This window comes from Nocardiopsis sp. iso_238, from assembly GCF_056173325.1.
Genome location: NZ_CM149668.1, coordinates 4,439,697 through 4,460,361 on the forward strand (window position 1 = coordinate 4,439,697; position 20,665 = coordinate 4,460,361).

The following is a 20,665-nucleotide window of genomic DNA, read 5'->3' on the forward strand; positions in this document are numbered from 1 at the left end:
ACACTGGAAGGGCGGACCCTGGCGAGGTCCGGCCTATGTGCCCAGCTAGGAGATCGCGGCCTTCAGGAAGGCCGTCCACTCTGCCGATGGGGTGTCGAGATGCCCCAGTGGCCGGTTCTCGGTGTCCCGCACGAGAACGGTTCTCCCGTTCGCCACCTCAACACAACTCCCGTTGGCCGCGCTGTAGCTGCTCTTGTACCACTCACGCTGCGGTTGCTCTGTACTACTCATCAAGCTCTTCCTTGACCTTCCTGATGAACTCTGCGGACTGCCCCGGGGACAGGGCCTCAGCCTGGACAGCGCTGAACACTGCCAGACAGGCCTGGACCTTGCGGCTGTCATCCATCTGATACTCACCTTGCTGGTACTCAGCCGATGCCACCATTGGTTTATCCGAGAAGGAATATACGCGGAACGGCCCGGCTGCTCCCGGGTGAGTCCCCGGGTTGGGTGGTACCACCTGTAGTCGTACTACCCGTTTCTCCATCAGCATCAGCACACGAGCGAGCTGTTCGGAGAGGATTCGGCGGCCCCCAATCACCCTGGTCACAGCAGTTGCTTCAAGAACCATGTAGATCAGAGGCGGATTGTTCCCCAGAATCACCTGTCGCCTCATGCGAGCCTTGACCATCTCCGCCAGCTCCGCTGCACTGACACCTGGAGACGTGTCGCGGTTCGCGGCACGCGCATAGTCCTCAGTCTGGATCAGGCCCGGGATCATCTGGCTCTGGTACTCACGAAGCTCAGTCATCATCCGTTCCAGCTGCTCTACCTCTGGATACCACGAGGGAACGCCTGCTGCTTCGTGTGCCCCCTTCCACGCACGGTGCACTACACCCGGGCTTTCAAGAGCTTGGTCGATATTTCGAGCCATCGTTTCGGTCATAGCCCGCGTTCCCTTCTCCCACGAGGAAAGCGTGGAGGGGACGACGTTCAGGGCGCTGGCCAGGTCCTTCTGCTTGACGTCGGCATTAGCGCGGACCTTCTTTAGCACACTTCCAAGCTCTACCAGTTCGGGCTTGAGGGAGCGAGACATTGGACTCCTGATTCACCGTGAGGTCTACCCGGTGCACCAATTCTGCGTGAAGTCTTCACCAAGGTCCACTCACTTCACGTAATCGTGACCGCTCAGTGATGTCCCTAGCGCAGAGCGTGTTCGATCTTTCATGGTGGGTTCGAGACGCCAATCGGTGTCCAGAAATCCCAAAACCCCCGGCGGCCCAAGCCAAGAGTGGCCACCCGGAGTTAGAGCCCACCCCGAAGCCCCCGAGGTGAGACATATGCGATCTATCAAGACTTATCCTAGGACGCCAATCGTCCATTTCGGGTGTTATCCCCGTGCGTTGGGATTCTCCGAGCCCGCACGCCACGGCATCCTGCTCGGACCCACCCGCGAATACCGAGCTCTTTCCGCCTGGTGCCGGAACATGCTGCCGGTCGAGGGCACCCGGCTGGCCCGCATCGCGCGCATCCTCGTCACCAACGCACACCAGCACTCCCGCTCAGGTCTGCCTGGGGGAACGGTCCGCGTGGTCCTGGACCAGACCCGCCCCTTCCTCCCCCACCTGTACGTCACTGACCAGGGGCCACGGAATCCGGGCTCCCTCCAGTACCCGCAACTGAACCCCGGCGCAAGCACGTCCGGACTGGCAGCCCTCAACCACCTCGCCCTGTCCTGGACCCCCTCCTGGACCTGGGACGGCCACCGCATCCAGCAGACCACCGTCGAAGTCGTCCTCGACCTCAGCTGACACACGAGTCACCTCTGGCTCAAAGCACCCCCAGAAACAGAACCGAAGGCCGAGCACCCTGTGCGAAGCCCGTGCCCTCAGCTCACGCCATCAACCCACGACAACCTTCAGGAGAGCTGGTCGAACATGAACGCTGACCACTTGTCGCCCCGACCAGAGCGGCGCACCCGAGCGTCCGCAGATCCGTGCACCCAGGTGCAGGCCTTCACCGCGAACACTCACAGCCCTGCCCGATGCAGCACCCCTCAGTCATCTCAGGAACCGGTGATCCCCTCGCCCCGGCGGCCAATCGACTCCGTCCCCATGCAGGTCCTGGGGTTCGTCCTGGCCGGGTTGCGACGGTTGGCGGTGGCCACGTGAGCGGCGTTTTCTCCCCCGAACTCGCCCACCGCGAGGCCATGGTCCCGTTGGCGAGCTTCATCAAGCCCTTCCACGCTCACTACTTCTCCCGCGCCGAGGGCCCACCCTTCCGCAAACGCCGGTACTCCTTCGCCGGACTCCCCAGCCTCATGCCGCTGGTGCGGGCGTTCTTGGACACCAGCGCCGCTGAACGCTCCCTCGACTTCCGGTTCGTGTTCACGCTGCTGGGGTCGGAGTTGGCGAACAACTCCATCGCGCACTCTCTGTCGAGTGAGCACGGCAGTACCTACACGCTCACCGTCGATCGAGGTGCGACCGGGATGACGTTGATCTGCCAGGACCAGGGCGCCCGGTACCCCATGGAGCCTGGGCCGTTCACCGCGGCTGACCTGGACACTCTCGACCCCGATGCGGGTCCCGGCAGCGGCCGGGGTCTGGGGCTGGTCAACGCGTTGGCGGACCGATGGGGAGATAACGGCAACCCGAAGTTCCGACAGGTCTGGTTCCACCTCTCCTACGACCTCACCCACAACCCGTGGACGTAGATCAAGGGGGAGCAGTGATGCTGGACATCGACACCAGGGACCTGCTCGCGACCGCAGAGGACGCGTTGGCCGCCCCCGCCCATCTGACTCCCGCGCAGGTGGACGTGTGGCACAACCACACCCTGCGCAACCGCATCCCGGTGATCCTGGAAGCCCTGCGCACCGCTCGTGAGGAGAGCGATGCGGAACGAGCGATGCGGTTGATCGACCAGGCCATCCACGACCACCCCGCACCCACGCGGGTACCCGGCAACAGGCCCGTGGCGGGGACAGTCCCGAAACACAAGGACTCCAATCCCGGGCTCCCGGTCCCCGAACACGTGCTGTGCGCGCTGCTGCACAAGCACTGGAACATGACCGTCGAAGGCCAGGTTCCCAACGAGACCTTCGTGGCCCGCCGCCCCCTGGGCTGGACCGGCGACGGCGACCCCTACGAACGCATCACCGCAACCAACCGCACCGAACTCCTGAGGCTGCTCGCCCACCGCCACCTCGGAGTCCACAGGAGCGATCCGGAACCTCCGCCCGCTGCCTGAGCCCCCGAAGCCGTTCCACGAAAAAGCTCTGGCGGGTGCAGCAACACCCCCAGAGCAGGCCGACAACCAACCACCGTCTAAGAGAAAGCGATTGCCGACATGGCCATTGTGCCGCACACGCACGCCCCGGACCACACGATCAACCGGCCCGACAACGAGCACCGGTGGCAGAGCCGCGTCTACCCCGGTCAGCTCTCCCAGACCCGCCAGGTCCGCGCCGACCTGGACACCGACCTCGCCTGCCTGCCCACCCTGCCGGTCGAAGTGAGGGAGAGCATGGTGTTGTGCGTGAGCGAGATGTTCGCCAACGCCTGCGACCACTCCCGTTCCGGGCAGGACCCCGAGGGGAGGGTGGTCCGCACCCTGGACACGCCTCGCCCGAGGACGGTCCGGATCTCGGTCATCGACGACGGCACCCGCACCGACGCGTCCTCGGACTCCTCCCCGAAGGTCCCGCGCAGGCGTACCCGGAAGGAGTGGGATCAGGCCGAACGCGGCCGGGGCCTGCTGCTGCTTGGCCACCTCGCCACCCGGTGGGGGTTCCGTCCCGTGCTGGACTTCCCGTTCTGTGCGGGGCTCGGCACCGTCATCTGGGCCGAGTTCACCCACCCCACCCTGGTCGCTGGCAGGTGTGCCCGATGACCGGTCATCAGGTCAGCGCCGGAGTCCGGTCCGTCCTGGCCTCACCCCGAGGCCACCGCTTTCCCCGCACCGCCGCGCGTCCGCTGCGGGTAGTCCCGAATCCACAGGAGTCACTGGCGTCATCGGCGCCACCTGCGCACCCGCAGCCATCCCAGCTCGAGGCGCCCCAGGACAGGTACGCACGCCTGCTGCGCCAGATGCAGGGCAACCCCCGAGTGACCTACATGCTCGAACACGGTCCGGTGCCCCACTGGATGCTCGTGGCTCGCCACCAGCGTGAACAGAGGGCGAGGGAGGCCAGGGAAGCCGTTCCCGCCGCTCGGGCCGAGCCGGAACCTGTCCTCCCCCGGGGCCGCCACCGCGCACCCCGCCGGTGGTGGGGATGGCCCGCCACCGCCATCAGCTCCACGCTCTTCCTGGGACTCACCACCCTGGAGGCCGTGGGGCGGAACCTGACCCACGCCATCGGCATCCTGGCCTGACCCGGTGAGGAAACGGGCCGGGCGACGAGGCCGTCGCCCGGCCCGATCCCCACGGGGCGGGGAGCAACAGGAACGGGCCAAGAGGAAGAGCGGATGGTCTCCAGGTCAGCTTGCTGGCAGAGCTCAGTCCCCACCGCCACCTCCATCGCCCCCATCACCCCCGTCACCGCTGTAGCCCGCCCCGCCGCTGCGGTCGATGCCGTGTTTGCGCTTGTACTCACGCCACTGCCGCTGCTGCCGGTTCCACACCTGTTTACTCATCCCCTTGGGACGCTTAGGAGTGTCCGGGTCCTCCCAGCTCATGAGAACCCCGAACCCAACCCCCACGATGATCGCCACGACTATGGCCCCCAGGATCAGCAGACCCTCGAAAATCGTGCCGACCGTGTCGACCACGCCATCGACCGTCTCCTGAGCGTCTGGATGGGCGATGGCTCCGACCAAGGCCAGGAACACGGATGCGATGGCGGTCCACTTGGCGATCGTCAGGAGCTCACGGATGCGACTCCAGTGGCGAGCTTGGTCCAAGTCGTCGGTCCACCAGACACACGCGGCGCAGACCAGCGCCTGCACGGTCAGCAGCACCAGGAGGACCTTCGCACCCGCACTCTCCGGCTGCCCGAGCGCGAAAACGAGCAGGGCCATGGACACATTGCCACCAGCGGCGGCCGCCGCCACAAGCGCGAGTACGTCGTTGCGATCCTTCAGGCGTTCCTCCTCGGAGGAACTGATCATCTTGTTGTAGAAGTCGACCAGGATCCACAGCGGCCAGGCGCACGCGAGGGCACATCCGGCCACGATCAGCAGCATCAACGGCATGGGGACCTCTGCGATGTGACGGTGGTCTGCTCCCTACCCCCTCTGCCTCACCCGAAGGACAACAGCAGTGGCCGGATCAGGACACCGGTCGGCGTGACCACCGGTCCATCCCCGCGTGCGCGGGGAGCAGCCCCGACGACGAGGGCGTGTACAGCCACGGCTGGGTCCATCCCCGCGTGCGCGGGGAGCAGTCTCTTTGACCTGCACGTTTGTCAGCGGCAAAGCACCAAATCTGCAAGTTGTTGAGAAACAGACATTCCACCCACGCCACTCACGAGCTCCCCCGCTCTTCTACCACCCATCCGGCACTCACGACTACTCCGTTCCGCAATCGGCACCTTCACAAGCAGCGAGCAGGACAACGTGTCTCCTATACCGAATGACCGGCTGGGGCTGGGGGCCGTTGACCGAACGAACGGGGGCGTACCCTGTCGGGCACGCCCCCATCCACCTACTGCCCTACCTGCGGCCGATCAGTCCTTGGCGGTGCCTTCCGACGCCTCACCAGCTGCCTCACCAGCGGGGACCTCCTTACCGCCCCCACCCGCAGAAGCCCCACCCGCCGCCGCGCGGGAGCGGCGGTCGAGATCGGCCAGGTAGGCGTTGTAGTCGTCCATGTCAGCATCGTCGGAACCACCGCGACGGCTGTGCCGCTCACGGCGGCGCTCCTGGCGCTCGTCGTCACGCGACCACTGCACCACCAGCGCCAGCATCACCATGACCGTGGGGATCTCGCCCAGCGCCCAGGCGATACCTCCGCCCGCGTACTGGTCGGCGGCCTGGTCGGTCATCCACGGGATGTCGAACTGCCCGTAGTACTGCATGGCCATCGGGGTGGCCTGCTCCATGATCGCGATGCCGAAGAAGGCGTGGAAGCCCATCGCCACGAGGAGGAGCAGGATGCGCAGCAGGAACGGGACCCTCCTGGGCGCCGGGTCGATACCGACGATCACCCAGTAGAAGAGGAAGCCCGAGACCAGGAAGTGCACACCCATGAACAGGTGACCGAGGTGGTCGTTCATCAGGGTCGGGAACAGCGGGGTGAAGTACAGCGCGTACGGGCTGAACACGAAGATCGGCCCAGCGACGGCCGGATGCGTCACGATCTGGGAGAAGCGGCTGTTCAGGAACGCGTTGAGCCACTCACGCGGCCCCCGGTCGCCTCGGGTCTCGGCGGGCCGCAGCGCGCGCAGCGCCAGGGTGACCGGTGCCCCCAGCACCAGGAGGATCGGGGTGACCATGGCCAGCACCATGTGCTGGATCATGTGCATGGAGAACATGATCATCGCGTAGGTCGCGAACCCGCTGAGCTGCACCGCGACGATGGTCAGCAGCCCCAGGAGGAAGGCGGCGGTGCGGCCGACGGGCCACTTGTCACCGCGCTTGACCAGCCGTCGCACGCCTCCGAGGTACAGGAACCCGGCAACCACGACGAACATGATGAAGAACAGGTCCGGACGCCACAGGGTGAGGACGTTCTCCAGGCTCATCGCGGGCGGGATGGCGAAGCCGAGGATCGCCGCGGCCGGGTCGATGGTGGTCTCGACCGGCGGTGACGGCGGAGGCGTACGGCCCAGACCCACGGACACACCGATGACGGCGGCCATGATCATGACCTCCGCCCCGGCCAGGCGCAGGAAGCTCCGGCGGCGGAACGAGTAGCCCGCCTTCCCTCCGGGAGCGGCGTCGATCCGGGTCAGCACCCGGGTGCGGTGGGCGTTCCCGAGGAAGCCCAGCACGACGAACAACGTGATCTTGACGAGGATGATCCGGCCGTAGTCGGTGCCGAACAGGTCGTCCAGGGAGTACAGGCGGGCCATGGCGCTCGCGGCACCGCTGATCGCCACTCCGACGTAGGCCCACAGGGCCATCCGGCTGAACCGGTGGGCGGCGACGGCCGGTTCCTGGGCGTCCCTGCGCATGGCGTGGTAGGTGACCACGACCAGTCCGCCGACCCAGGCGCAGATCGAGATCAGGTGCAGCGCCAGACCGGTGACGGCGAGCTCGTGCGCCCCCGAGGAGGCGGCGTGGCCGGTGAGCGCGGGCGGGGTGACCGCCGCCAGGGACGCGACCAGCAGCCAGAGGCCGCCGGTGGCCGTGGTGATGGTGCGGCCGAACAGCGCGATGCCGGTGGTGATGAGGATGACGAACATCAGGGAGACGCCCGAGCCCACCGACCCGGCGAAGGAGCTGACCTCGTCGATGGTCACCTGGCCCGCGCGCCTGCCGAGGAACTCGGCGGTCTGGAAGTAGAGCGTGCCCACGGCCCCGAGAACCCACGCCAGGGCGGTCCAGGTGCCGGCGCGCACGTAGCCGACGGCCTGGGCGGACAGCTGGCCCTTCGCCGAGCCGAGCAGGACGACCGCCATGAGCATGAGGCCGATGGTCAGCACCGCGGCCGTGTCCATGACCGTCTTGGCGATCGGCATGCCCCAGCGGACCACCTCGCCGGAGTCGAACCGCTCCATGCCGGGGATGATCTGCGCGAAGACCGCGCCGCCCAGGATGAGGGTGGCGCCCAGGGCCACCGTGCACACCAGCACGGCGATCAGGGCGTAGACGGGGGCGTTCTCGGTGCCGGGGGCCTGGTCCTGTTGTTCCTTGGGGGATGTGTCGTTCTGGGCGGGAGGAGCCACGCGCCACTCCGTCGTCGAGTTGGTCAACTTGCAGGTCAGCGCCCTCGGCCGCGATGGCCACCGCACTGCCGTCCGTCGGACTCCGGCGGGGACCTGGCGCGGAGGGGGACACCTCGACCAAGGTTAGTCCGTTTACTACACAGTGTCGGACTTGGGTCCGCTCGCCCACCCCCCTTGTGCCGGAAATCCCTTTCGCCGCGCGTGTCCACGGGGACCAGAAGTGACGTTTCCCCCTTCGACGGAGGGCCTTCGCGATACGCTCGTTCTCCCTACAGGAGGTCGCGGACCGCCCCCTCGTGCCCGTCGCCCCTCGTCGCCGTGCCCCCTCCACGGCCACTCAGTTCCACGAACGCAGAGAAGCGTACGAAGGGGGAGGGCGATGCCCGAGTTCGACAGAGTCATCCGTTCCATGCGGACGGTGGTCCCCGAGGGGATCAGGTCGGCCAGTGTGGGGATTCGGGACGGCCGTATCGAGGCGGTCCGCCCCTACTCGGCCAGGATGTCGGCGCGCGAGGTGGTCGAGCTCGGCCGCACCGCCCTGTTGCCCGGCGCGATCGACCTCGGCACCGGGGTGCACGCCCCCGGGGAGGAACTGCCCGACTCCTACCGGAGGGTGAGTGACGCCGCCCTGCGCGGCGGCGTCACCTGTGTGGTGGTCTCCCCCGCTCCGGCGCGCCCCGCGATCACCTGCGCCGACTCCCTCCAGGTGCACCAGCGGGCGGCGGCGGGGGCCGACGTGTCGGTGCTCTTCCTGGGCGGGGTCACCCAGGGGACCGGCCCGTTGGATCTGGCGGACCTGCACGCGGGCGGGGTGGTGGCCTTCCAGGGGTCGCTGTCGGACGGCGGCGCACCGGACATGGCCGCCCTGGGCGACGCGCAGCTGCGCAAGGCCATGGCGGAGATCGCCACCCTCAACGGTCTGTTGGTCATGCACGCCGAGGACGCCCACGAACTCGGCACCCCGCCGGTGTCGGCGGAGCAGCGCCCGCCCCGGGCGGAGCGGCGGGGCCTGGAACGGGTGATCGCGGCGGCGCGCGTGGTGGGCGTGCGCACCCACGTGGCCCCCTTCACCGCGGCCGAGTGCGCGGCCCTGCTGGCCGCCGCGGGCGCGGTGGGGGTCGGCCTGACCGCGCACACCTGCCCGCACTACCTGTGCCTTCCCTCGGAGTTCCCCGGCCCGGAGTCCCCCGCGCACGCCTGCCGTCCCCCGTTGCGGTCGGACGCCAACCGCAAGGCGCTGTGGAGCTCCCTGTTGGAACCCGACTCCCCGATCCGCACCGTCGGCTCGGGCCACCTGCCCGCCATCGGGCTGTTCACCCTGGAGTGGAGCCTGTCCGCGCTCTGGACGGCGGCCCGCAGACGCGGCCGTTCCCTGACCGACCTGGCCCGGTGGACCGCGTCGGCCCCGGCGGAGCTGCTGGGGCTGGGCGGCCGGGGCCGGGTCCAGGAGGGGTACGAGGCCGACCTGGTGGCCTTCGACGACCAGACGACCCTCGCGGTGCCGCCGACCGACCCGAGCCCCTACGCCGGGATGCGCCTCACCGGGAGGGTGCGCAGGACGTGGGTGGCGGGGCGACCGACCCGCTCCGGAGTACATCAGCACTAGACCCGTGTCACACCACACACATCCGGCTTACAGCCTGTCAACATGGCAACGGATGGCTATGCACATTGGCGATAGCGTGGACGCGCCTTCGCAGGTCACAGTGGGAGGTATCAATGGCGATACCAGTTGGAGGAATCGTGCGCATCGGCGTGCCCCGCGAGATCAAGAACCACGAGTACCGGGTGGCGATCACCCCTGCGGGTGTCCACGAACTGACCCGCCGGGGTCATGAGGTCTTCGTCGAACACGACGCCGGGTTCGGTTCCTCCATCACCAACGAGGAGTACCTCGCGGCGGGGGCCACCATCCTGCCCACCGCCGACGAGGTGTGGGCCGCGGGCGACCTGATCCTCAAGGTCAAGGAGCCCGTCCCGGCCGAGTACCACCGCATGCGCGCGGGCCAGACCCTGTTCACCTACCTGCACCTGGCCGCCTCCCGCGAGTGCACGGACGCGCTGCTGGAGCGCGGGGTCACCGGTATCGCCTACGAGACCGTGCAGCTGCCCGACGGTTCGCTTCCGCTGCTGGCCCCCATGTCCGAGGTGGCCGGTCGGCTCGCCCCGCAGGTGGGTTCGGTGACGCTCCAGCGCCCCAACGGCGGCCGGGGCGTGCTGATGGGCGGGGTGCCGGGGGTGCGCCCGGCCAACGTGACCGTGATCGGCGCCGGAGTGTCCGGGCTCAACGCCACCCAGATCGCGGTGGGCATGGGCGCGAACGTGACCGTGCTGGACCTGAACGTCCACAAGCTGCGCCACGTGGACTCGCTGTACCGGGGGCAGGTCAAGACGGTGGTCTCCAACGCCTTCGAGCTGGAGCTGTCCGTCCTGGAGTCCGACATGGTGATCGGCGCGGTCCTGGTGCCCGGCGCCAAGGCCCCCAAGCTCATCTCCAACGAGCTGGTGTCCCGGATGCGTCCGGGCGCGGTGCTGGTCGACATCGCCATCGACCAGGGCGGCTGCTTCGAGGACTCCCGGCCCACCACGCACGACGACCCGACCTTCGCCGTGCACGACACCGTGTTCTACTGCGTGGCCAACATGCCGGGAGCGGTGCCGAACACCTCGACCCACGCCCTGACCAAGGACACCCTGAAGTACACGGTGGCCCTGGCGGAGAAGGGGTGGAAGCAGGCCCTGCGCGAGGACCCCGCCCTGGCCGAGGGCCTCAACACCTTCGAGGGTGAGCTGGTCTACGCCCCGGTGGCCGAGGCGCACGAGATGAAGTACCGCGAGCTCTCCGAGGTGCTCGCCTCCTAGGCGCGCGTCGGCGGAAGTGTGGGGAGGGGGTCGTCCGTACGGGCGGCCCCCTCCTCGGTGTCGGCGCCCGGCGCACCCGTTCGACCTGGGGTCACCGGTCGGATCCGCGCCTGCGCGCGGGGTGGTCGGGTGGGTCGGGCGGGGGTACCGTCGAGGGGTGGCCCCTCCGACGGCGGGGCCCGTGACCGGGGCCCGAACACATGAGGTGGGGACTGTAGTGACACACACCGGAGCGGTAACGGTGACCCGGATCGTCGAGCTCGAACTGGTGCGGCTGCGGCCGTCCCTGGCCGGGCGAGGCTCCGACGGCTCCGTTCCGGTGCTGGTCCGGGTGTCGGACGGCCGGGTGAGCGGCTGGGGTGAGGTGTCCCGCGCCAGCCCGGAGCAGTGGGAGGCGCTCTCGCGCGACTTCGCGCCCGCCCTCCTGGACCACGCCTGGCGCCGCCCGACCGAGGTGGCCGACGCCTTCGCGGACCTGCCCTGGGACCCGGCGCTGACCGGGGCCCTGGACACCGCCTGCTGGGACCTGTGGAGCCGTCAGCGCTCCACGCCGTTGGCGCACGCCCTGGGCGGGGAGCGCACGGCCCTCACTGCGGGGGTGACCCTGCCCCGGCAGGTGACCCTGGAGTCGGTGGTCACGGAGGTGAACCGGCGCGTCGGGGCGGGGTTCCGCCGGATCCGGCTGGAGGTCGAGCCGGGCTGGGACACCGACGTGATCCGGGCCGCGCAGACGAGTTTCCCGTTCCTGGTCCTCCAGGTGGACGCGGGCGGGCGCTACACGGAGTCCCCCGCCGACCTGGACGCGCTGCGGTCGATGGACACGCTCGGGCTGCTGGCGATCGAGGACCCGTTCGCCCCCGGTGACCTGGGCGCGCACGCGCGTCTGACGGCCGAGCTGCGCACCCCCGTGGCCCTGTACCGGTCGCTGTCTTCGGTGGAGGACCTGGGCGAGGCGGTCCTGGCCGAGGCGGGGCGCGCGGTGAACGTGGACCCGGCCCGGCTGGGCGGGTTGACGGCGGCGCGGCGCGCGGTGGACCGGGCGGTGGACGCGGGCTGGGAGGTGTGGTGCGGTTCCTCGGCGGTGACCGGGGTGGGCCGTGCGGCGACGGTCGCGCTGGGCGCGCTGTCCGGCGCGACCCTGCCCGTGGAGATGCCCAGTTCCGCTTCGCGCGGCCGTGACCTGGTGACTCCCCCGGTGCGCGCGCACGACGGCGTGGTTCCGGTGCCGCTCGCCGAGAGCGGTCTGGGGCACGACGTGGACCGGGTGGCGCTGTCCGGGTACACCGCGAGGACGCTGGTGCTGGACGCGCGTTCGGATCGGGCGCCGGGCACCACCCCATAACCGAACACCGTTAGGTATCCTGGCGCTCCCCGTGTCCGGCCCCGACACCGGACCCCGACGCACGTGGAGGCGCGGTGCGCGTATTCGCAGACGTCCATGAGGTAGCCGCCGCCCAGGGTGAACACCTGGGCCGTACCGACTGGCTGACCATCACCCAGGACCGCGTCGACCTCTTCGCCGACGCGACCGACGACCACCAGTGGATCCACCAGGACGCCGGGCGCGCCGCCGAGGGTCCCTTCGGAGCCACCATCGCGCACGGCTACCTGTCGCTGTCGCTGCTGGCGCACTTCTCCCAAAGCATTTTCGACCTCACCGAGAAGCCGCGGATGTCCATCAACTACGGCCTCAACAAGGTGCGGTTCCTCCAGCCGGTCACGGTGGGCTCGCGTGTGCGGGACGCGGTGACGCTCGGGGAGGTGCGGCGGACCCCCAAGGGCTACCTGGTCTCCACCGGGCACACCGTGGAGATCGAGGGCCAGGAGCGCCCCGCCCTGGTCGCGGAGGCCCTGGGCCTCTGGGTTCCCTAGTAGGGGCCCTCGACGTACCCTCGCGGTATGGACGACCTTCCGCCGCGCCTGACCGTGGTCACCCTCGGCGCCCGCGACCTCCCGGAGCTGCGCCGGTTCTACCTGGCCCTGGGCTGGGAGGAGTTGTCGTCCGGTTCCGACGCGTGGACGGGGTTCCTGGTGGGCGGTGTCCTGCTGTCCCTGTTCCCCGTGGCGGAACTGGCCGCCGAGGCTTCCGACGGTGTGCTGCCCGCCCCGACCGGATGGTCCGGGTTCACCCTGGCCTGCAACGTGGACGAGCGCGCCCAGGTCGACCGGGCGTTCGCCTCCGCCGTCCGGGCGGGCGCCGAGGTCGTGGCCGAACCGACGGACCGGCCCTGGGGAGGGCGGTCCGCCTACGTCGCGGACCCGGAGGGCAACCGCTGGGAGATCGCGTGGGCCCCCGGCGCCCGGTTCGACGACCGGGGAGCCCTCACCTCCTTCGGCGGCTGAGCCCGCCCCGCCTACCGGACGCCCTAGCGGGCCACGCGCCGCAGGGCACGGCGGACCAGCCCCGGGGTGAACCAGCGCAGCTTGCGTTCGGCCCGCTCCGCCCTGCGGCGCATGCGGTCGCTCCGGGCCCTGGCCTGTTCCAGGTCGGCGCGGAGCCGGGCCACGTCCCGCTCGGTGTCCTCCTCCGGCTGCGCGGCCGCCGGGGCCTCCAACCTGGCCTCCTCCTGGTCCGTGGCGTGGACCAGGTCCGTCGCGGGCATCCAGTGGATGCCGTGGACCTCCTCCACCAGACGGTCCAGGTCCCGGCCGCTCGCCTCGGGGTCGAGGTGGCGGGCGCGGGCGAACGCGGCGGTCCGCTCCAGGCGGAGCATCCCCTCCTCCGCCGTGAGCGCGCCCGGCATGGGCGCGCACAGCAGCCCCACCGCGTGGGTGTCGCAGGCGTGGACCATCTCCGCCAGGGCCTTGGGGAAGGGTTCGGACCCCGCCTCCAGGTACAGCCGGAAGGGCACGCGCGGGTCCGTGCCCGGCTCGCTCTCGACGAACCGCACGCGCGGGTCGCCCCGGAAGCTCTCGTGGGCCAGCCGCAGGTCGAGGGCGTCCTCCTCCAGCGGGGAGCGGCGTTCCTCGTGCAGCTCGCTCCACGGGCCCACCATCCACAGGCGCAGGTCCGGGGTGGTCCCGGCCAGCAGCGCCCTGGCGGTGGTGTCGACCTCCTCCAGGGCGTGCCCCGAGACGTCCAGCACGACGTCGACCAGCGGCACCTCCCACTGGCGTTCGGGCTGCTTGCGGCGCAGGTGGAAGTCGGGGACGCGGTTGGCCACGTACGGCATCCGGTAACGGGTCCCGGCGTCCCGCTTCTCCTGCATCTGGGAGCGGCCCAGGTGCCAGCTGCTGGTCTCCAGGTCCGGGACGAACACCGCGCCGCGCTGGGCCACCCGGTGGCCGAACTCACTGTCACCGCCCAGGATCATGGCCGGGTCCAGGCCGCCCGCCGCGTCGAACAGGCTCCGGTGCAGCGAACCGGTCGCACCGACGAACACCTTGAAGGCCTCGTGGTGGGCCGAGCGCAGCCGGTCGTGCCGGTCGATGAACCGCTCGACCCAGTGCGGGTCGGCGCTCTCCAGGTCGAAGAGGCCGTCGGCGCGTCCGGCGGCGACCTCGTCCCGGACGTGCTCCGGGGTCATCGCGGCCGGGTCGAAGTCCACGAACATCTTGTGGCCCATGACCACGGCGTAGTCCACCACGTGGTGCCAGCGCATCTGCGACTCCACGTGCTCGCGGTAGACGAGCATGTCGGCGTCCAGGCGCAGGATCACCTGCCCCGTCGAGGCCGCGACCCCGGTGTTGACCGCGTGCGCCGATCCCCAGCCACCGGGGTCGGAGGTGATCAGGCGGGTGTTCTCCGGGCGTACGGGCGGCAGCGCGAGGGGCACGGGCGTGCCGTCGTCCACCACGACCACCTCCATGAGGTGGCCCGGATAGCTCTGCCCCGCCAACGAGGCCAGCACCAGCGCCAGCTTCTCGGGCTGACCGTGCGCCGGGATCACCACGCTCACCGACAGCGTCGGCGTCCAGGCTCCGTTGTCGGGCGGTTCCAGCCGTGCGTAGTCGTTGCGGAACACCAGGGGCTGGCCCTGTGGCGCCGTCTGCCGCACCATGCGCTTCCCTCCCCGGGGCTGGCTCTGTTCCGGGACCATCCCCACCCGTACCCGGGTGTCGGGGCGTTCCCCCGACTGACGTTCCGAGACGTTGTCCGCACTGGTCACGACTGTCCTCCCGTGTACTCGGTGGTCCGGAGCAGAGTCCGCGCGGGGCGCGGGTCCGGCTGACCCAGCGGGGCGGGTTCGCCCTCCAGCAGGGAACTCGGCCGCCAGCCGGACCACTGCCGGGTGCTCCTGCGAAGGAAGTAGCCCATGTCGGCGCCCCAGGTGTGCCCCTGACCGGCCCGCCGCAGCAGGTAGCCGAGGCCGTGGGTCCGGTAGATCCGCCCACTGTTCCGGCGGACCGCCAGCAGCAGCTGGCTGTCGATCGCCCGCGGCAGGGGACGGAACCCGCCGACGTCGCGCAGCACGGAGCGGTCGACCACAATCGTGCTGCCCACCACGTCCGGGGACGGCTTCTCGGTCTGGTAGCTCCGCCACACCGTGAGGTCGAGTTCCTCCAGGTACACCAGGTCCTGGGTGACGCCGACCAGGTCGGCGCAGGCGTAGGTGCGGGCCATGAGCATGTCCGCGAGATGTTCGGGGCCGTACCAGTCGTCGTCGTCCCACTTGGCGATCACGCTGCCGGACGTGCGGTCCACCGCGTCGTTGAGCACCGCGCCGAACACCTGGTCCGCCGGTGCCTCGTGCACGGTGATCGGAATGCCCGTCGCCGCGAACTCCGCGACGGCCGAACGGACCTCGGGACGCTCGGCGGAGAACCCGTGCAGGGCCAGGACCAGCTCGAACCGCACCCCGCGCTGCCGGGCCACCTGGGCCAGCGCGAACCCCACCAGTTCCGGCCGCCGGGTGCACAGCATCACCGACACCAGGGGTTCCGGCGGCACCGGGACCCCCGCCCGTTCGGACAGGGCGCGCCATCGGGCCAGCTGGCCGTGGGTGCCCAGCGCGGCGCGGCGCAGCCGGACGCTGTGCTCCTCCCTGCTGAGGGGGTCGGCCAGCGCCGTGGCGTCCAGACCCGTGAGCACGGCGGTGAGCTCCGGCCCGAGTCCGGCCGCCCACTCGGGTACCGGCCCGCTGACCACGGGAATCCCTCCGGCGGCCAGGGCGACGACCGCCCGGACGACGGTGACCGACCTGGCGTGCCCGGACCAGTCCACGCGCACCCCGCGCAGGTAGCGGGCCCGACCGATGTCCAGGTCGGTGAGTGTGCCGTCCCCGGGAACGGCGAACACGACCTTCTCCCCCTCGCGGACGACGGTGCGTCCGCCCCGGACCGACAGGTCGCCCATGGGGCCGCCGGCCTTCTTGGTGAAGCCGATGGGGTTCACGCTCTGCTCGTCGACGGGCGCCAGCGAGGTGACGGGGTCGGGTTCGTCGACCCCGGCCCCGGAGCGCGGGAGGTCCAGGTGCGGGACGACGGCGTCCTCCCACAGCGGGAGTTCCCGGTCCGAGGTGCGGACCACGAGGTCGACCACGGGCGAGACCCGGCGCAGCGGAACGGGGCCGGTCGCGCTCACCCCGGTGGCGGCGACGTCGCCCGGCCGCCACCGCGCCCCGGCCGCACCGTGCACCCCCGCCAGGGGTGTGGGCCGGAGGCCGCGCCGCCCGCCGGTGGTCCCGTGCAGGACGCAGTCGAGGGCCTGGCCGGTCTCGACGGAGTTCGGGAAGTACAGCTCGCAGATCCAGCCGCGTTTGCCCAGGCGGCGGACGCGCACCTCCAGCAGGTCGTTCCACTCGTCGATGCCCGGCGGGCACGGGACGAGCGGACCGTGGTGCCCCGGGGTGTCGGCGACCACCGCGACGAGGTGGACGGTGGGAGGCAGGGCGTTGACGGTGATGAGGCTGCGGCGCAGGTCGGTGAGGCTGGCCGCGACCACGGCGACGAGCCCGACAGCCTCGGGCTGGTCCTCCCCGCCTACCCGGGCGACCTCGAACGGTTCCCCGAGCGGGTGGGCGTCGAGATCGACCACGAGGTCGTCGGAGCGCAGCCGCAACCCGGAGAGCTCCCTCAGGGTCGACTCGTGGTCCCCGGTGTGGCAGAGGACCGCCGGTTCGTCACCGCGTGTGCGCAAGGCCTGGCGTAGGACTGAGTGGATCATCGGGCGACCCCGGGGTTCGGAGTGGGTGAAGGCGCGAACCGGTCCTGACCGGTCACGCCGCCCACCCTAGCCACTCCGGTTACACATCGTGACTTACCGTCACGGCGTGTCTGTCACGGGGACAGAACCACCCCGGGGGCGCGCCCGGCGGCGCGCTAGCGGGCCAGCTTGCGCAGAACCCTCCTGGTCAGCCCGGGGGTGAACCAGCGCAGCTTGCGTTCGGCGCGCTCGGCCCGGGCACGGAGGCGGTCGGCCTCGGCCAGGGCGCGGTCCAGCCGCTTCCGGATCACCTCGGGTCTGTCCTTGGGGGCGTCACCGGCCTCCGGGTCGGCCACGAACCCCTCTCCGGGGATCCAGTGCGTCCCGTGGGTCCGCTCCACCACCCGGTCCAGGTCGGTACCGGTCGCCTCCGGCTCCAGGTGCAGGGCGCGGGCGTAGGCGGAGGCCCGCTCCAGGCGCAGGACCCCGTCGCCCCGGGTGGCGCCGGGCAGGGGGGCGCAGAGCAGTCCGGCGCCCTCCTTGTCGATCTCCTTGACCAGGTCGCGCAGGGCGTCGGCGGCCGGGACCGTTCCGGCGCCCACGGTGAGGCGGAAGGTGACGCACGGGTCGCGGTCGGGGACGGTCGCGACGAACCGCACGCGCGGGTCGCCCCGGAAGGTCTCCCGGACCAGGCGCAGGTCGAGGGCGTCCTCGTCGAGCGGGGAGCGGCGGCCCTCGTCCAGCGAGTCCCAGGGCCCCACCAGCCAGAGGCGCAGGTCCGGGGTGGTGCCGGACAGCAGCGCCCTGGCGGTGGTGTCGACCTCCTCCAGGGTGTGGCCCTCGGCGTCCAGCACGACGTCGACGAGCGGGACCTCCCACTGGCGCTCGGGCTGCTTGCGGCGCAGGTGGAAGTCGGGGACGCGGTTGGACACGTACGGCATGCGGTAGCGGGTGCCCGCGTCGCGCCGGGTCTGCATCTGGGAGCGGCCCAGGTGCCAGCTGCTGGTGTCCAGGTCCGGGACGAACACCGCGCCGCGCTGGGCCACCCGGTAGGCGAACTCGGTGTCGCCGCCGAGGATGAGTGCGGCGTCCAGGCCGCCCGCCGCGTCGAACAGGCTCCGGTGCAGCGATCCGGTGGCGCCGATGAACACCTTGTACGACAGGCGTCCGGCGGTCCGCAGCCGGTCGTTCTTGTTGATCAGCCGCTCGACCCAGTGCGGGTCGGCGCTCTCCGCGTCGAAGAGCTCCCCGGCGCGTCCGGCGGCGACCTCGTCCCGGACGTGCTCCGGGGTCATCGCGGCCGGGTCGAAGTCCACGAACAGCTTGTGGCCGAGGGCGACCCCGTAGTCGATCTGGTGGTGCCAGCGCATCTGGGACTCCACGTGCTCGCGGTAGACGAGCATGTCGGCGTCCAGGCGCAGGATCACCTGGCCCGAGGACGCCGCGACCCCCGTGTTGACCGCGTGCGCCGAACCCCAACCACCGGGCGCCGAGGTGATCAGACGGGTGTTCTCGGGACGCACCTCGGGCAGGGTGAGCGGCTCGGGTGAACCGTCGTCCACCACGACCACCTCCATGAGGTGGGCCGGATAGCTCTGCCCCGCCAACGAGGCCAGCACCAGCGCCAGCTTCTCGGGCTGACCGTGCGCCGGGATCACCACGCTCACCGACAGCGTCGGCGTCCACTCCCCCAGCGGCGGCGGGGTCAGCGGGGCGTAGTCGTTGCGGCGCAGCCGGGGCTGGCCGCCGAAGTCCACCGTGCCCCGGGGCAGGGGCTCTCCGGGGACGACCACAGGGCCCGCGGGGGCCGGGCTCACGGCCGGGGCGGTGTGTTCTTCGGTACTGGTCAAGGGTGTCCCCCCGTGTGCTGTGTGGTCCCGGCCGGTCGTCCGGCGTCGGCGCCGCTCCCCAGCGGGGCGGGTGCGCCCTCCAGGAGGGAGCTGGGCCGCCAGCCGGACCACTGTCGGGCGTAGTTGTGCAGGAAGTAGGCCATGTCCTCGGACCAGGTGTGTCCGCCGCCGGTGCGGCGCAGCACGTAGCCCAGCCCGTGGGTGCGGTGGACGCGGCCACCGCCCCGGGTGACGGCGATGAGCAGCTGGGTGTCGATGGCGCGGGGCAGCGGGCGGAATCCGCCGGTCTCCTCCAGCACCACGCGGTCGGTGAGGATGGTGCCCCCGGCGATGAAGCGGGTGGCGGTCTCCGACTCCCGGCTGCGCCAGACCATGAGGTCGATCTCCTGGAGGAAGACGAAGTCCTGGCCGGTGCCGACCAGCTCCGCCCCGGAGTAGGTGCGTGCCAGGACCAGGTCGGCCAGGTGCTCGGGGCCGTACCAGTCGTCGTCGTCCCACTTGGCGATGAGGTCGCCGGAGGCCAGGGCGACGGAGTCGTTGAGCACCGCGCCGAAGATCCGGTCGGCGGGCGCCTCGTGGACGACCAGGGACAGGCCGGTGGAGCGGTACGCGTCGATCGCGGAACGCACCTCGGGCAGCGACGCGGGGAAGCCGTGCAGGGTGAGGACGGTCTCCGTCTCCACCCCGCGCTGACGGGCGATCTGGGCGAGCGCGAACCCCACCATGTCGGGGCGGCGGGTGCACAGGATGACGGAGACCCGGGGCGCCGGGGGCACGGGGACCCCGGCCTCGGCCGCGAGCGCGCGCCAGCGGGAGCGCAGGCCGTGCGTGTACAGGGCGGCGCGGCGCAGGCGGACGCTGTGCTCCTCGCGGGCCAGCCGGTCGGACAGGTCGGCCTCGGCCGCGGTGTCGAGCAGCGCGGTGAGCGGGGCGCCCAGTCCGGCGGCCCAGGCGGGGACCGGGCCGCTGACCAGCGGGACGCCACCGGCGGCGAGGGAGGCGACGGCGCGCACGGCGGCGTGCGGCCCCCTGTGGCCGGACCAGTCCACCCGCACGCCGCGCAGGTGGCGCAGGCGGGACAGGTCCACGTCCGTGACCGTTCCGTCCGGGGCGACCGCGACCAGGTCCTTCCCGCCGTCCGCGATGACGGCGCGGCCGCCGCGCAGCGTGAGGTCGGCCAGGGGCCCCTTCTCGGCCTTGCTGAAGCCGGTGGGGTTGACGGTGGTCTCGTCGATGGGCGCGATCCGCTGGACGGGGTCGGCGCCGGGCCGGTCGGTGGCCAGGAGGGCGGAGCGGACCGCCCGCTCGTGGCCGTCCGGTCCGGCCAGCGCCTCCCAGGAGTCGGTGCCGGTGGTGGCCCGGTCGAGGACGGGCACGGTCGCGTCGGTCCAGGCAGGCGGGGCCGTGGCACCGTGGACGCGCAGGGCGATGTCGCCCACCGGGGTGACCCGGCGCAGGGGAACGGGTCCCTCCTGGGGCACGCCGTGGGCGCCCGTGTCGCCGGGCCGCCACAGGGCGGCCTCGGCACCGTTCAGGGCGGCCAGGGGCGTGACGGCCGGGCCCCGGCGGCGGCCCCGGGTGCCGTGCAGGACCGCGTCCAGGACCGGGGCGGACTCGATGGCGTTGGGGAAGAACAGTTCGCACACCCAGCCCCGGCCGCCCACCCGGCGGACCCGGAGCTCCTGGAGGTCGCGCCACTGGCCCATGCCGGGGCCCGCCGGGACCGGAGGCTCCTGGTGGCCGGGGGTGGCGACCAGCGCCACCACCACGTGCACGGCCCGGGGCAGGTGGACGGCGGCGGTGAGCACGCGGTTGAGGTCGGTGGTGGTGGCCGCGACCACCGCGACCAGCCCGGCCACGCGTTCGTCGTCGAGGACGGGCCCGCCGTGGGGGCGGGCGTCCAGGTCCAGGAGCACGTCGCCCGGGGCGGTGGGCAGGCCGGCCAGCTCGGCCCGGGTGTCGGTGCCGGTGTGGCAGAGCACGGCCGGTTCCTTGCCGCGAGCGCGCAGGGCGTTCCGAAGGACGGTGGTGATCATCGGGTGGCCTTCGAGGTCGGGCGGCGCCTGGGGGCGGGCTGCCGGGCGGTGGCGGGGAAGG

At 71.1% G+C, this 20,665-nt stretch carries 18 protein-coding genes; 10 read left to right on the top strand and 8 right to left on the bottom strand.

Going from position 1 to position 20,665, the window contains the following annotated elements:
- Positions 1–45: 45 nt before the first annotated feature.
- Both AC0VYL_RS20080 and AC0VYL_RS20085 read right to left on the bottom strand, forming a co-directional pair.
- Entirely contained in the window at positions 46–342 is a 297-nt protein-coding gene (locus AC0VYL_RS20080; RefSeq protein ID WP_475455004.1) for a DUF397 domain-containing protein, read from the bottom strand.
- Entirely contained in the window at positions 224–1,036 is an 813-nt protein-coding gene (locus AC0VYL_RS20085; RefSeq protein ID WP_475455006.1) for a helix-turn-helix domain-containing protein, read from the bottom strand. The genes AC0VYL_RS20080 and AC0VYL_RS20085 overlap by 119 nt, the downstream gene beginning before the upstream one ends.
- 391 nt (positions 1,037–1,427) lie before the next feature.
- Here AC0VYL_RS20085 and AC0VYL_RS20090 point away from each other — a divergent pair, with 391 nt between their 5' ends.
- From AC0VYL_RS20090 to AC0VYL_RS20110, 5 genes are all read left to right on the top strand, one after another.
- Complete coding sequence (locus AC0VYL_RS20090; protein WP_475481120.1) at positions 1,428–1,751, top strand: ATP-binding protein; 324 nt, start codon at positions 1,428–1,430, stop codon at positions 1,749–1,751.
- 398 nt (positions 1,752–2,149) lie between these two features.
- The gene (locus AC0VYL_RS20095) at positions 2,150–2,656 is read left to right on the top strand and encodes an ATP-binding protein (protein WP_475483548.1); all 507 of its coding nucleotides are present in this window, start codon (positions 2,150–2,152) and stop codon (positions 2,654–2,656) included.
- Between the two features lie 17 nt (positions 2,657–2,673).
- Positions 2,674–3,192 carry a hypothetical protein gene (locus tag AC0VYL_RS20100; RefSeq protein ID WP_475481121.1) on the top strand — a complete coding sequence of 173 codons (519 nt, stop codon included), beginning with the start codon at positions 2,674–2,676 and terminating at the stop codon, positions 3,190–3,192.
- Between the two features lie 99 nt (positions 3,193–3,291).
- Complete coding sequence (locus AC0VYL_RS20105) at positions 3,292–3,834, top strand: ATP-binding protein (RefSeq protein WP_475481122.1); 543 nt, start codon at positions 3,292–3,294, stop codon at positions 3,832–3,834.
- Between the two features lie 197 nt (positions 3,835–4,031).
- Positions 4,032–4,316, top strand: coding sequence for a hypothetical protein (locus AC0VYL_RS20110; RefSeq protein ID WP_475481123.1), 285 nt, complete (start codon positions 4,032–4,034; stop codon positions 4,314–4,316).
- Between the two features lie 123 nt (positions 4,317–4,439).
- Here AC0VYL_RS20110 and AC0VYL_RS20115 read toward each other — a convergent pair whose 3' ends face one another.
- The gene (locus AC0VYL_RS20115; RefSeq protein ID WP_475481124.1) at positions 4,440–5,126 is read right to left on the bottom strand and encodes a hypothetical protein; all 687 of its coding nucleotides are present in this window, start codon (positions 5,124–5,126) and stop codon (positions 4,440–4,442) included.
- A 482-nt stretch (positions 5,127–5,608) separates the two neighbouring features.
- Complete coding sequence (locus tag AC0VYL_RS20120) at positions 5,609–7,771, bottom strand: bifunctional copper resistance protein CopD/cytochrome c oxidase assembly protein (RefSeq protein ID WP_475481125.1); 2,163 nt, start codon at positions 7,769–7,771, stop codon at positions 5,609–5,611.
- A 379-nt stretch (positions 7,772–8,150) separates the two neighbouring features.
- On the opposite strand from AC0VYL_RS20120, the gene AC0VYL_RS20125 reads away from it, so the two are divergent.
- The 5 genes from AC0VYL_RS20125 (at position 8,151) to AC0VYL_RS20145 (ending at position 12,976) form a co-directional block, all read left to right on the top strand.
- Positions 8,151–9,377 (top strand): dihydroorotase, encoded by a 1,227-nt coding sequence (locus AC0VYL_RS20125; RefSeq protein ID WP_475481126.1) that lies wholly within the window; start codon positions 8,151–8,153, stop codon positions 9,375–9,377.
- A gap of 137 nt (positions 9,378–9,514) precedes the next feature.
- Positions 9,515–10,633 (top strand): alanine dehydrogenase, encoded by a 1,119-nt coding sequence (gene ald, locus AC0VYL_RS20130; RefSeq protein WP_475463158.1) that lies wholly within the window; start codon positions 9,515–9,517, stop codon positions 10,631–10,633.
- A 217-nt stretch (positions 10,634–10,850) separates the two neighbouring features.
- A complete protein-coding gene (locus AC0VYL_RS20135) occupies positions 10,851–11,975 on the top strand; it encodes an enolase C-terminal domain-like protein (protein ID WP_475481127.1) in 1,125 nt (374 codons plus the stop codon).
- A 74-nt stretch (positions 11,976–12,049) separates the two neighbouring features.
- Positions 12,050–12,505 (top strand): MaoC family dehydratase, encoded by a 456-nt coding sequence (locus tag AC0VYL_RS20140; RefSeq protein ID WP_475481128.1) that lies wholly within the window; start codon positions 12,050–12,052, stop codon positions 12,503–12,505.
- A 27-nt stretch (positions 12,506–12,532) separates the two neighbouring features.
- A complete protein-coding gene (locus AC0VYL_RS20145) occupies positions 12,533–12,976 on the top strand; it encodes a VOC family protein (RefSeq protein ID WP_475481129.1) in 444 nt (147 codons plus the stop codon).
- A gap of 23 nt (positions 12,977–12,999) precedes the next feature.
- Here AC0VYL_RS20145 and AC0VYL_RS20150 read toward each other — a convergent pair whose 3' ends face one another.
- The 4 genes from AC0VYL_RS20150 to AC0VYL_RS20165 form a co-directional block, all read right to left on the bottom strand.
- Complete coding sequence (locus tag AC0VYL_RS20150; RefSeq protein WP_475481130.1) at positions 13,000–14,742, bottom strand: glycosyltransferase family 2 protein; 1,743 nt, start codon at positions 14,740–14,742, stop codon at positions 13,000–13,002.
- Positions 14,739–16,739, bottom strand: coding sequence for a glycosyltransferase family 2 protein (locus AC0VYL_RS20155; RefSeq protein WP_475481131.1), 2,001 nt, complete (start codon positions 16,737–16,739; stop codon positions 14,739–14,741). The genes AC0VYL_RS20150 and AC0VYL_RS20155 overlap by 4 nt, the downstream gene beginning before the upstream one ends.
- A 155-nt stretch (positions 16,740–16,894) precedes the next feature.
- Entirely contained in the window at positions 16,895–18,568 is a 1,674-nt protein-coding gene (locus AC0VYL_RS20160) for a glycosyltransferase family 2 protein (RefSeq protein ID WP_475481132.1), read from the bottom strand.
- Entirely contained in the window at positions 18,565–20,604 is a 2,040-nt protein-coding gene (locus AC0VYL_RS20165) for a glycosyltransferase family 2 protein (RefSeq protein WP_475481133.1), read from the bottom strand. Before AC0VYL_RS20165 ends, AC0VYL_RS20160 begins: the two co-directional genes overlap by 4 nt.
- Between the last annotated feature and the right edge of the window lie 61 nt (positions 20,605–20,665).